Below are 12,857 nucleotides of genomic sequence, written 5' to 3'. Positions count from 1 at the left end.
CCATGTTGAAAGTCAGTGTTTATCGCTACAACCCTGATCAGGACGCTGCGCCGTTCATGCAGGAGTTCCAGGTCGATACCGGTGGTAAAGACCTGATGGTGCTGGATGTATTGGCCCTGATCAAAGAGCAGGACGAAGGTTTCTCCTATCGTCGCTCTTGCCGTGAAGGTGTGTGCGGGTCCGACGGCATGAACATCAACGGCAAGAACGGCCTGGCGTGCATCACGCCGCTGTCCGCCGTTGTTAAAGGCAACAAGCTGATCGTTCGTCCACTGCCAGGTTTGCCGGTTATCCGTGACCTGGTCGTCGATATGAGCATCTTCTACAAGCAATACGAGAAAGTTAAGCCATTCCTGCAGAACGACACGCCGGCTCCGGCCATCGAACGTCTGCAGTCCCCGGAAGAGCGTGAAAAGCTCGATGGCCTGTACGAGTGCATCCTGTGCGCTTGCTGCTCGACGTCGTGCCCATCCTTCTGGTGGAACCCGGACAAGTTCCTGGGCCCAGCCGCTCTGCTGCAAGCGTACCGCTTCCTGGCAGACAGCCGTGACACCAAGACTGCCGAGCGTCTGGCTTCACTGGATGACCCGTTCAGCGTATTCCGCTGCCGCGGGATCATGAACTGCGTCAACGTATGTCCCAAAGGCTTGAACCCGACTAAAGCCATTGGTCACATCCGTAACATGTTGCTGCAAAGCGGCGTGTAACTGACGTTGTAGCAAAGCAGGACCGTTGTGCCCGTAAATGCTGCGGCGCAGGCTTCAACCGGCGCCGTAGTTTTAACTTGAGCAGCGACTTACAAAGCCGCGGCTCTTATTTTGAAGAAATGAGACAAGCAGGGGCATTCGGGTTGGTACCCGAACTATCAGCGTGATCCTAAGTGGCTTGTTTTGGTCGCTGCACTTGGCCTTTTGCAAGCAAACTCGGTGTTTTCGCCGGTGGTGTCCCCAAATCGAGGGTGACCAAGCATGCAAGAAAGCGTGATGCAGCGCATGTGGAACAGCGGCTATCTTTCAGGTGGTAACGCTGCCTATGTGGAAGAGCTTTATGAGCTCTACCTGCACGACCCTAACGCTGTGCCAGAAGAATGGCGCACCAAATTTCAGACGTTGTCTTCAGACGGCAACGCTGCCACCGATGTATCGCACGCAACAATTCGCGATCAGTTCGTGCTGCTGGCAAAGAACCAGCGCCGCGCCCAGCCGGTTTCCGCCGCAAGCGTGAGCAGTGAGCACGAGAAGAAGCAAGTTGAAGTACTGCGACTGATCCAGGCCTACCGTATGCGTGGCCACCAGGCGGCCCAGCTCGACCCGCTGGGGCTCTGGAAGCGTCCTGCACCTGCAGACCTGTCGATCAATCATTACGGCTTGACCAATGCCGATCTTGATACGACCTTCCGTGCCGGCGACCTGTTCATCGGCAAAGAGGAAGCGAGCCTACGCGAAATTCACGAAGCGTTGCAGCAGACATATTGCCGCACCATCGGCGCTGAGTTTACGCACATCACCGATTCCGAACAGCGCCACTGGTTCCAGCACCGTCTCGAAGGCGTGCGTGGCCGTCCGGTGTTGTCCGCCGATGTGCGCAGCCACCTGCTTGAGCGTGTGACCGCAGCCGAAGGTCTCGAGAAATACCTGGGCACCAAATACCCGGGCACCAAGCGTTTCGGCCTGGAAGGCGGCGAGAGCCTGATTCCGATGCTCGATGAGCTGATCCAGCGTTCCGGTTCCTACGGCACCAAGGAAATCGTGATCGGCATGGCCCACCGTGGCCGCTTGAACGTGCTGGTCAACACCTTTGGCAAGAACCCGCGCGAGCTGTTCGACGAGTTCGAAGGCAAGAAGAAGGTCGAGCTGGGTTCCGGTGACGTTAAATACCACCAGGGCTTCTCGTCCAACGTGATGACCACCGGTGGTGAAGTTCACCTGGCCATGGCCTTCAACCCATCCCACCTGGAAATCGTTTCTCCAGTGGTCGAGGGTTCGGTCCGTGCTCGCCAGGATCGTCGTAACGATTCCACCGGTGAAAAGGTCCTGCCGATTTCCATCCACGGTGACGCGGCATTCGCCGGTCAAGGCGTGGTCCTGGAAACCTTCCAGATGTCGCAGACTCGCGGCTTCAAGACCGGCGGCACCGTTCACATCGTCATCAACAACCAGGTGGGCTTCACCATCAGCAACCCGTTGGACGCGCGTTCCACCGAGTACGCCACCGACGTTGCCAAGATGATCCAGGCGCCGATCCTCCATGTGAATGGTGATGATCCGGAAGCCGTGCTGTTCGTGACCCAACTGGCTGTCGACTACCGCATGCAGTTCAAGCGTGACGTGGTGATCGACCTGGTTTGCTACCGCCGTCGCGGTCACAACGAAGCCGATGAACCAAGCGGCACCCAGCCGTTGATGTACCAGCAGATCACCAAGCAGCGCACCACCCGTGAGCTGTATGCCGAAAGCCTGATCAAGGCCGGTATCGTTGATGATGCGCGTGTTCAGGCGAAGATCGATGAATACCGCAACGCGCTGGACAATGGTCTGCATGTAGTAAAAAGCCTGGTCAAAGAGCCGAACAAAGAGTTGTTCGTTGATTGGCGTCCGTACCTGGGTCACACCTGGACGGCGCGTCACGACACCTCGTTCGATCTGAAGACCCTGCAGGAACTGTCCGCCAAGCTGCTGGAAATCCCGGATGGCTTCGTGGTACAGCGCCAGGTTGCGAAGATCTACGAAGACCGTCAGAAGATGCAAGCCGGCGGCCTGCCGATCAACTGGGGTTATGCCGAAACCATGGCGTACGCGACCCTGGCGTTCGAAGGTCACCCGATCCGCATGACCGGCCAGGACATCGGCCGTGGTACGTTCTCGCACCGTCACGCGGTATTGCACAACCAGAAAGACGCGGGCACCTACATCCCGTTGCAGAACCTGTACGAAGGCCAGCCACGTTTCGACCTGTACGATTCGTTCCTGTCCGAAGAAGCCGTACTGGCGTTCGAATACGGTTACTCGACCACTACGCCTAACGCGCTGGTGATCTGGGAAGCCCAGTTCGGCGACTTCGCCAACGGCGCACAGGTGGTGATCGACCAGTTCATCACCAGCGGTGAGCACAAGTGGGGCCGTCTGTGCGGTCTGACCATGCTGCTGCCACACGGTTATGAAGGTCAGGGCCCGGAGCACTCCTCGGCCCGTCTGGAGCGTTACCTGCAGCTGTGCGCCGAGCACAACATCCAGGTGTGCGTGCCGACCACCCCGGCGCAGATCTACCACTTGCTGCGTCGCCAGGTGATCCGCCCGCTGCGCAAGCCGCTGGTAGTGCTGACCCCTAAATCGCTGCTGCGTCACAAATTGGCCATCTCGACCCTGGAAGATCTGGCGGATGGTTCGTTCCAGACCGTGATTCCAGAAATCGATACGCTGGACGCCGCCAAGGTCACTCGCCTGATCCTGTGCAGTGGCAAGGTCTACTACGATCTGCTGGAAAAACGCCGTGCCGAAGGCCGCGAAGACATCGCCATCGTGCGTATCGAGCAGCTTTACCCGTTCCCGGAAGATGACCTGATGGAGATCATCGCGCCTTACACCAACCTCACGAATGTCGTGTGGTGTCAGGAAGAACCGATGAACCAGGGCGCGTGGTACAGCAGCCAGCATCACCTGCGTCGCAGCATCGGTAACCACAACAAGGCCCTGGGCCTGGAGTATGCCGGTCGTGATGCTTCTGCTGCACCTGCTTGTGGTTATGCGTCGATGCACGCCGAGCAGCAGGAAAAACTGCTGCAAGATGCTTTCACTGTTTAACGCCTTCGCGCTGACTGAAACCGAATTTTAAGGACCCACAGATAATGGCTATCGAAATCAAAGCCCCGTCATTCCCGGAATCGGTTGCCGATGGCACCGTTGCCACCTGGCACAAGAAACCGGGCGAGGCCGTCAAGCGTGACGACCTGATCGTCGACATCGAGACTGACAAAGTCGTACTGGAAGTGTTGGCCGAAGCCGACGGCGTCCTGGGCGCAATCGTTGCCAACGAGGGCGACACCGTCCTGTCCAACCAGGTCCTGGGCTCGATCGAAGAGGGCAGTGCCGCCGCCGCTCCAGCCGCCGCTGCACCGGCTGTCGCTGCTTCGGCTCCAGCTGCCGCACCGGCTGCTGGTGGTGAAGACCCAATCGCTGCCCCGGCTGCGCGTCAGCTGGCGGAAGAAAACGGCATCAACCTGGCTTCCATCAAAGGCACTGGCAAAGACGGCCGTGTGACCAAGGAAGACGTGGTTGCTGCAGTTGAAGCCAAGAAAAACGCTCCGGCTGCCGCGCCTGCCAAGGCTGCTGCCCCAGCCGCCGCTGCGCCTGTGTTCGCTGCTGGCGACCGCACCGAGAAGCGCGTACCGATGACCCGCGTGCGTGCCACCGTGGCCAAGCGCCTGGTTGAAGCCCAGTCGAACATGGCGATGCTGACCACGTTCAACGAAGTCGACATGACCGAAGTCATGGCCCTGCGTTCGAAGTACAAGGACCTGTTCGAGAAGTCCCACAACGGCGTGCGCCTGGGCTTCATGTCGTTCTTCGTGAAAGCGGCCACCGAAGCGCTGAAGCGCTTCCCGGCAGTCAACGCTTCCATCGACGGCAGCGACATCGTCTACCACGGCTATGCAGACATCGGCGTTGCCGTGTCCAGCGACCGTGGCCTGGTGGTTCCGGTTCTGCGTAACGCCGAGCTGATGAGCCTGGCTGAAATCGAAGGCGGCATCGCCGGCTTCGGCAAGAAGGCCCGTGACGGCAAGCTGACCATCGACGAGATGACCGGTGGTACCTTCACCATCACCAACGGTGGTACCTTCGGTTCGATGATGTCGACACCGATCGTCAACCCGCCACAAGCCGCAATCCTGGGCATGCACAACATCATCCAGCGTCCGATGGCCATCAACGGCCAAGTCGTGATCCGCCCAATGATGTACCTGGCGCTGTCGTACGATCACCGCCTGATCGATGGTAAAGAAGCCGTGACTTTCCTGGTGACCATCAAGAACCTGCTGGAAGACCCGGCTCGTCTGCTGCTGGATATCTGATAGAAGCAGCTGCAGGCCTCGAGTGACAGGCTGCCGGAGAAGGCAGTCGGGCTTGGGGCTTGCGGCTTGAAAGCTTGCTGCTAAATAGAGGAACTATTTTCATGTCGCAGAAATTTGACGTTGTAGTGATTGGTGCAGGCCCTGGCGGCTATGTTGCCGCCATCAAGGCCGCACAATTGGGCCTCTCGACTGCTTGCATCGAAAAATACACCGACAAGGAAGGCAAACTGGCATTGGGCGGTACCTGCCTGAACGTTGGTTGCATTCCTTCCAAGGCGCTGCTGGACAGCTCCTGGAAATTCCACGAAGCGCAAAGCGGTTTTGCCATCCACGGCATCAACCACGCTGGCGTGACCATGGACGTACCCGCGATGGTCGGCCGTAAAGCCAACATCGTCAAAGGCCTGACCTCTGGCGTTGCGACCCTGTTCAAGGCCAACGGCGTCACTTCCCTGCAAGGCCACGGCAAACTGCTGGCCGGCAAGAAAGTTGAAATCACCAAGCCAGATGGTTCGGTAGAAATCATCGAAGCCGAGAACGTGATCCTGGCGCCAGGTTCGCGTCCAATCGACATTCCACCGGCACCTGTTGACCAGAAAGTCATCGTTGATTCGACTGGCGCCCTGGAATTCCAAGCCGTGCCTAAGCGCCTGGGCGTGATCGGCGCTGGCGTGATCGGCCTGGAGCTGGGTTCCGTCTGGTCCCGCCTGGGTTCCCAGGTCACCGTGCTCGAAGCCCTGGACACGTTCCTGCTGGCCGCCGACACCGCGGTGTCCAAGGAAGCGCTGAAAACCCTGACCAAGCAAGGTCTGGACATCAAGCTGGGCGCTCGCGTGACCGGCTCGAAGGTTAACGGCGAAGAAGTCGTTGTGACCTACACCGACAAGGATGGCGAACAGACCATCACGTTCGACAAGCTGATCGTCGCCGTGGGTCGCCGTCCAGTGACCACCGACCTGCTGGCTTCCGACAGCGGCGTGAACATCGACGAGCGTGGCTTCATCCACGTTGACGATCACTGCGCTACCACCGTTCCTGGCGTCTACGCCATTGGCGACGTGGTTCGCGGCATGATGCTCGCGCACAAGGCTTCCGAAGAAGGCATCATGGTTGTCGAGCGCATCAAGGGCCATAAAACCCAGATGAACTACGACCTGATCCCATCGGTTATCTACACCCACCCGGAAATTGCATGGGTCGGCAAGAACGAACAGCAGTTGAAAGCTGAAGGCGTTGAAGTTAACGTCGGCACCTTCCCGTTTGCCGCTTCTGGCCGTGCCATGGCAGCCAACGACACCGGTGGTTTTGTCAAAGTCATCGCTGATGCCAAGACTGACCGCGTATTGGGCGTCCACGTGATTGGCCCAGGCGCAGCAGAGCTGGTTCAGCAGGGCGCAATCGGTATGGAATTCGGCACCAGTGCCGAGGACATCGGCATGATGGTCTTCTCCCATCCGACCCTGTCCGAAGCGTTGCACGAAGCCGCGCTGGCAGTGAATGGCCATGCCATCCACATCGCCAACAAGAAGAAGCGCTGAACGAGATAATAAGAAACCACGGCGGTTGCCCGTCGTGAGCCTTGCGCGCAAGACTCACCGCGGAATATCCGCTGGACGCAGTCTTGCGCAGCTTGACCGGGCCCAAGTCCGGCAAGTTGCGTAAGCAGCAGTCACAGGTGGCGCGGCACTCATAATGAGCGCAGCGCCGAATGCGCAGTACCTAACGAAGACGGTAAAAAGCATGAATCTTCACGAGTATCAGGGTAAGCAGCTGTTCGCTGAATACGGCCTGCCAGTTTCCAAGGGCTACGCAGTAGACACCCCGGAAGCAGCAGCAGAAGCTTGCGACAAAATCGGCGGCACTGAATGGGTTGTCAAAGCCCAGGTCCACGCTGGTGGTCGCGGTAAAGCGGGCGGCGTTAAGCTGGTTCGCAGCAAAGAAGACGCCAAGGCCTTCGCACAGCAGTGGCTGGGCAAGCGTCTGGTGACTTACCAGACTGATGCCAATGGCCAGCCAGTCACCAAGATCCTGGTTGAATCGTGCACTGATATCGCTAAAGAGCTGTACCTGGGCGCTGTCGTTGACCGTTCGAGCCGTCGCATCGTGTTCATGGCTTCCACCGAAGGTGGCGTGGACATCGAGAAGATCGCTCACGAAACCCCAGAAAAAATTCTGAAAGCCACGATCGATCCACTGGTTGGCGCTCAGCCATTCCAGGGTCGCGAGCTGGCTTTCCAGCTGGGCCTGGAAGGCAAGCAAGTTGCCCAGTTCGCCAAGATCTTCGTAGGTCTGGCCAAACTGTTCCAGGATCACGATCTGGCCCTGCTGGAAGTGAACCCGCTGGTGATCAAGGCTGACGGCGATCTGCACTGCCTCGACGCCAAGATCAACATCGACGCCAACGCCATGTACCGTCAGCCTAAGCTGAAGACTTTCCACGATCCGTCGCAGGACGATCCGCGCGAAGCGCACGCTGCCAAGTTCGAACTGAACTACGTAGCCCTGGAAGGTAACATCGGTTGCATGGTCAACGGTGCCGGCCTGGCCATGGGTACCATGGACATCGTCAACCTGCATGGCGGCAAACCAGCCAACTTCCTCGACGTAGGCGGTGGTGCTACCAAAGAACGCGTAACCGAAGCCTTCAAGATCATCCTGTCCGACTCCAACGTCGCTGCAGTACTGGTCAACATCTTCGGCGGCATCGTTCGTTGCGACATGATTGCCGAAGGCATCATCGGTGCAGTGAAAGAAGTCGGCGTTAAAATCCCGGTTGTTGTTCGCCTTGAAGGCAACAACGCTGAACTGGGCGCTAAAGTACTGGCAGAAAGCGGTTTGAACATCATCGCGGCTACCAGCCTGACCGACGCTGCTCAACAAGTTGTCAAAGCTGCGGAGGGCAAATAATGAGCGTCCTGATCAATAAAGACACCAAAGTTATCTGCCAGGGTATTACCGGTTCGCAAGGTAGTTTCCACACCCAGCAAGCCATCGAATACGGCACCAAGATGGTTGGCGGCGTAACGCCGGGCAAAGGCGGCACCGAGCACCTGGGCCTGCCCGTGTTCAACACCGTGAAAGACGCTGTAGCTGCCACTGGCGCCACCGCCAGCGTGATCTACGTTCCAGCTCCTTTCTGCAAGGACTCGATCCTGGAAGCGGCATTCGGCGGCATCAAGCTGATCGTGTGCATCACCGAAGGCATTCCTACCCTGGACATGCTGGACGCTAAAGTTAAGTGCGACGAGCTGGGCGTAGTCCTGATCGGCCCTAACTGCCCAGGCGTGATCACTCCAGGCGAATGCAAGATCGGCATCATGCCAGGTCACATTCACTTGCCAGGTAAAGTCGGTATCGTTTCCCGTTCCGGCACCCTGACCTACGAAGCTGTGAAGCAGACCACTGACGCCGGTTTCGGTCAGTCGACTTGCGTCGGCATCGGCGGTGACCCGATTCCAGGTTCGAACTTCATCGACATCCTGAAATTGTTCCAGGAAGACCCGAAGACCGAAGCGATCGTGATGATCGGTGAGATCGGCGGTTCGGCTGAAGAAGAAGCGGCTGCCTACATCAAGGCACACGTGACCAAGCCGGTTGTTTCCTACATCGCTGGTGTGACTGCCCCTGCTGGCAAGCGCATGGGCCATGCTGGCGCAATCATCTCTGGCGGCAAAGGCACTGCAGACGAGAAATTCGCTGCACTGCAAGACGCAGGCGTTAAAACCGTGCGTTCGCTGGCAGACATCGGCAAGGCCCTGGCCGAGCTGACCGGTTGGGCTGTCAAGTAAGCCTCGCGCTTAACTGACGCTTTACCAGGCAAAGGCCACCTTCGGGTGGCCTTTGTGCGTTCTGAGTTTGTTCATTTGCCTGTATTGCCAAATTAGGTATGAAAACGCGACATGAAAGTGTCGCTTATCGGACAGTCCGCCCCGCAACAGTGCGTTCGTCAGGCTAATTCTGTACCCTAGCCGCCTCTTTATGCGCCGACATCCCAAAAGGAAGCCGCGCGCTAGACCCGTCGGTCCCCATAAGGGCCGGCCGTATTTCCCTCATCCATAGGGAATCCCTCTCTAAATTCCGATTCAGTAGTGTGGTATTTCCTCAAATGAAAGTGTTGAAAAGCCAGGATATCCTGGCGTTGGGCTTCATGACTTTTGCCCTGTTCGTGGGCGCTGGCAACATCATTTTCCCGCCTATCGTTGGTTTGCAGTCCGGGCCTCATGTCTGGATGGCGGCGTTGGGCTTCCTGATCACTGCGGTCGGCTTGCCGGTGGTCACCGTGATTGCCCTGGCCAAGGTCGGTGGCGGCATGGACGCATTGAGCAGCCCGATCGGCAAGATCGCCGGTGGCCTGCTCGCGGCAGCGGCGTACCTGGCGGTAGGGCCGCTGTTCGCCACTCCGCGTACCGCGACCGTGTCCTTTGAAGTGGGCCTGGCGCCGCTGACCGGCGAGAGCCCGCTGGCGTTGTTCCTCTACAGCTCGGTGTATTTCCTGGTGGTGTTCTTTGTCTCCCTGTACCCAGGCCGGCTCCTGGACACCGTGGGTCGCTTCCTGGCGCCGCTGAAGATCATCGCGCTGGCCATCCTCGGCATTGCCGCGTTTGCCCTGCCGGCCGGTGAGGTGGGTGTCGCCACCCCGGAATACGTTGCTGCACCGTTCTCTCAAGGCTTTATCAATGGTTACCTGACCATGGATACCCTGGGGGCGCTGGTGTTTGGCATTGTGATCGTCAATGCGATCCGTTCCCGTGGTGTTGAATCGCCCAAGTTGATCACCCGCTACGCGATCATTGCCGGGTTGATTGCTGGCGTAGGTTTGGCGCTGGTGTACATCAGTTTGTTCCGCCTCGGGGCGGGCAGCCATGAAGTCGCTGCTGGCGCAGCCAATGGCGCGGCTGTATTGCACGCCTATGTGCAACACACCTTCGGCTCCCTGGGCAGTGGTTTCCTGGCGGTGTTGATTTCGCTCGCGTGCCTGGTCACCGCCGTCGGCCTGACGTGCGCTTGCGCCGAGTACTTCAGCAAAATCCTGCCCCTGTCCTACAAGACCCTGGTAGTGATCCTGGCGCTGTTCTCGCTGTTCGTGTCGAACCTGGGGTTGACCAAGCTGATTGCGTTCTCGATCCCGGTACTCACCGCGATCTACCCGCCGTGCATCGTGCTGGTGGCCTTGAGCTTCTGCAAAGACTTCTGGCAGGAGCAGGGCCGTATCGTCGGACCGGTGATGCTGGTGTCGTTTATCTTTGGCTGCATCGACGCGCTCAAGGGCGCCGGCCTGGCGGGCTGGATGCCTTCGCAGCTGGCGAACCTGCCGCTGAGCGAGCAAGGCCTGGCCTGGCTGGTGCCGTCGGTGATGACGCTGGGTGTGGCGGTCGTTATTGATCGCATGCTGGGTAAGCGCAGCGAAGCCATCGCGTAACACGCGGGTTTCATGCGGTATAGAAATGCCCCGTATCAATCGATACGGGGCATTTTTTATGCTTTATGAAACTACACCTTCTAAAGTTGGAACTGGATCAGTGTGGGAGGGGGCAAGCCCATCCCACCTTTGAACCGCATTCCGCCATCATTCACCCTGTAATAGGACCCGCATGTCGTTCGTCGAAGCCAATCAGATCCACCTGCTTGCTGCCCTCTGGTTCATCCTGTGTTGGGGCGGCTACACCCGTTATGCCACCTGGAAAGCCCGAGACACCGCGTGCCTGGCCAGCGTGCTGCATTTGTATCGCGAGGACTGGATGCGCCGCATGCTGCTGCGTGACAACCGGATCGCCGACGCCAGCGTGATCGGCAATCTGGAGCGTAATGCCTCATTTTTCGCCTCCAGCACCTTGATCATCCTCGCCGGCATTCTCACGGTGCTCGGTGCTTCCGAGCGGGCGGTGTCATTGCTGGCGGACATCCCCATGGTGCAGCAGGCCTCCCAGGGCATGTCGGAGATCAAGCTGCTCTGCCTGGCGCTGGTCTTCGTCTATGCCTTCTTCACCTTCAGTTGGTGCATGCGTCAGTACAACTTTGCAGCGGTGCTGGTAGGTTCGGCACCGATGATCGGCGAGCGGCATGTGTCCGAGCAGGAGCGAAAGGCATTTGCCTTGCGAGCGGCACGGGTTATCTCGATGGCAGCCAATCAGTTCAACTTCGGCCTGCGTTCTTATTACTTCGGCATGACCATGCTGGCGTGGTTTGTCAGCCCGTGGTTATTCATGTTGATGAGCGGCGGGGTGGTGCTGGTGCTGTATCGCCGAGAGTTTCATTCCGACGTACTGCAAGTGATGGTGTATACCCAGACGGATACGCCACCTCCGGAAGCGCTCAAAGAAGTGGCTTAGGCTGGATCAGCGTATTAATACGGAGAGTAAAGAACAGCAGACAAAGTAAAGCCCGCTATTTAAGCGGGCTTTCTTTTTGCAGCGAAGCTAATTCAAGCCGCGGTCTCAAGAACCGGTGGCTGGGGTAGCGGGTGCAGCTTCTTTCGCAGCGGCGGCGTTCGATTCAGCCTGAGCTTTGGCAGCATCGGCGTTTTCTTTCGCAGCGTCGTTCACTTTATCCTGAGCTTTGGCCATATCTTTCTGAGCTTGCTCAGAATGCGCGGCGGCATCTTGGGCTTTGTCTTCGGATTTTTTATCGCAGGCAGCGAGACCGAGGGCAGCGGCCAACATCATGGAAATAGCTAAAGTCTTGCGCATGGGGTGTTTCTCCTTATTGAAGATATCTACTGGCCTTTCGAACGTGGGGGGCAAGCATTAGTTCCTTTTATTGCGTAGATATATAAACCTCGCGCGCCAAGGAACTTTCGCCCGTGGCGCCCACTCCGCGGATCAACACTAATAAGAGTCTGGAACGAATGACCGAAAATCCACTGTTAGCGCGTGCCACACGCTTTGTATCGGCGCTGCGCCATTGTCAGGTCCTGGGTATTACCGTTCATCACGCAGATGGGGAGGGTATGACGCTGGTCCTGCCCTACGGGCCGCACATAGTCGGAGACCCCCTGAGCGGGGTGATCCATGGCGGCGCCTTGACCTCGTTGATGGACACTGCCTGCGGCATGGCCACCCTGTGTGTCTTGCCGGAATTCGAGGTGTGTCCGACCCTGGATCTGCGTGTGGACTACATGCATCCGGCCGAACCGCACAAGCCGGTGTACGGCTTCGCCCAGTGCTACCGGGTGACCAGCGATGTGATCTTTACCCGTGGCTTCGCCTATCAGGACGACCCCCAGCAGCCCATTGCCCATGTGGTGGGCACGTTCATGCGCATGGGTAAACGCCTCAAGGGCACGCAGGGATTGGGCAGCACTGTCCAGGGAGAGAAAGCATGACGCACCGGTTCAAAACCCGACTCGAACAAGCCCATCAGCGCGGTAACTACGCGGTGCTGCTCGACCTGATCCCCTACGCCAGGCTGATCGGCATCGAGTGCACCCGCCTGGGCGATGAATTGTTGTTCCGCATGCCGGCCAACCAGGACAACATTGGTAACCCCATATTGCCGGCACTGCACGGTGGCGTGATTGCCGGCTTTATGGAACTGTCGGCGGCGTTGCACCTGCTGGTGTTTACCGGTGCGCCGGGGCTGCCGAAGATTATCGATTTCTCCCTGGATTACCTGCGTGCCGGGCAGTTTCGCGACACCTATGCCAAATGCCAGGTATGGCGCCAGGGCCGTCGCGTGGCCAATGTGGCGATCACCGCCTGGCAAAGCACCCCAGCGGAACCGATTGCCACTGCGCGTGCGCATTTCAAGATTGAGGAAGTGGCCCGCCCTTGAAATCCTGGTCTTAGCCCCC

General features: G+C 58.5%; 11 protein-coding genes. 10 read left to right on the top strand and 1 reads right to left on the bottom strand.

What is annotated here, in order from left to right:
- The first annotated feature begins 2 nt into the window (after positions 1–2).
- The 8 genes from QU606_RS06735 (at position 3) to QU606_RS06700 (ending at position 11,397) form a co-directional block, all read left to right on the top strand.
- On the top strand, positions 3–707 hold the full coding sequence (locus tag QU606_RS06735) for a succinate dehydrogenase iron-sulfur subunit (protein WP_024074302.1): 705 nt from the start codon (positions 3–5) through the stop codon (positions 705–707).
- Positions 708–968: 261 nt separating this feature from the next.
- Positions 969–3,800: a 2-oxoglutarate dehydrogenase E1 component gene (locus QU606_RS06730; protein WP_024074303.1), complete on the top strand. Its 2,832-nt coding sequence runs from the start codon at positions 969–971 to the stop codon at positions 3,798–3,800.
- 44 nt (positions 3,801–3,844) lie between these two features.
- The gene (gene odhB, locus QU606_RS06725; RefSeq protein ID WP_024074304.1) at positions 3,845–5,068 is read left to right on the top strand and encodes a 2-oxoglutarate dehydrogenase complex dihydrolipoyllysine-residue succinyltransferase; all 1,224 of its coding nucleotides are present in this window, start codon (positions 3,845–3,847) and stop codon (positions 5,066–5,068) included.
- A gap of 101 nt (positions 5,069–5,169) precedes the next feature.
- Positions 5,170–6,606 (top strand): dihydrolipoyl dehydrogenase, encoded by a 1,437-nt coding sequence (gene lpdA, locus QU606_RS06720; protein WP_024074305.1) that lies wholly within the window; start codon positions 5,170–5,172, stop codon positions 6,604–6,606.
- Positions 6,607–6,808: 202 nt separating this feature from the next.
- On the top strand, positions 6,809–7,975 hold the full coding sequence (sucC, locus tag QU606_RS06715; protein WP_003233235.1) for an ADP-forming succinate--CoA ligase subunit beta: 1,167 nt from the start codon (positions 6,809–6,811) through the stop codon (positions 7,973–7,975).
- The gene (sucD, locus tag QU606_RS06710; protein WP_003172813.1) at positions 7,975–8,856 is read left to right on the top strand and encodes a succinate--CoA ligase subunit alpha; all 882 of its coding nucleotides are present in this window, start codon (positions 7,975–7,977) and stop codon (positions 8,854–8,856) included. Before sucC ends, sucD begins: the two co-directional genes overlap by 1 nt.
- Before the next feature lie 317 nt (positions 8,857–9,173).
- Positions 9,174–10,487, top strand: coding sequence for a branched-chain amino acid transport system II carrier protein (gene brnQ / locus QU606_RS06705; RefSeq protein WP_024074306.1), 1,314 nt, complete (start codon positions 9,174–9,176; stop codon positions 10,485–10,487).
- A 172-nt stretch (positions 10,488–10,659) separates the two neighbouring features.
- Positions 10,660–11,397, top strand: coding sequence for a DUF599 domain-containing protein (locus QU606_RS06700; RefSeq protein WP_024074307.1), 738 nt, complete (start codon positions 10,660–10,662; stop codon positions 11,395–11,397).
- A 105-nt stretch (positions 11,398–11,502) separates the two neighbouring features.
- Here the strand turns inward: QU606_RS06700 and QU606_RS06695 are convergent, their stop codons facing one another.
- Entirely contained in the window at positions 11,503–11,754 is a 252-nt protein-coding gene (locus QU606_RS06695; RefSeq protein WP_012723095.1) for a hypothetical protein, read from the bottom strand.
- Between the two features lie 158 nt (positions 11,755–11,912).
- Between QU606_RS06695 and QU606_RS06690 the strand changes: the two genes are divergently transcribed.
- Both QU606_RS06690 and QU606_RS06685 read left to right on the top strand, forming a co-directional pair.
- Positions 11,913–12,389, top strand: coding sequence for a PaaI family thioesterase (locus QU606_RS06690; protein WP_024074308.1), 477 nt, complete (start codon positions 11,913–11,915; stop codon positions 12,387–12,389).
- On the top strand, positions 12,386–12,838 hold the full coding sequence (locus QU606_RS06685; RefSeq protein WP_024074309.1) for a PaaI family thioesterase: 453 nt from the start codon (positions 12,386–12,388) through the stop codon (positions 12,836–12,838). Before QU606_RS06690 ends, QU606_RS06685 begins: the two co-directional genes overlap by 4 nt.
- The last annotated feature ends 19 nt before the right edge of the window (positions 12,839–12,857 follow it).

Source organism: Pseudomonas sp. OVF7 (assembly GCF_030644265.1).
Lineage (GTDB): Bacteria > Pseudomonadota > Gammaproteobacteria > Pseudomonadales > Pseudomonadaceae > Aquipseudomonas > Aquipseudomonas gorinensis.
The sequence above is the reverse complement of the archived record's forward strand: the minus strand, read 5'-3'. Positions and strand labels throughout refer to the sequence as shown.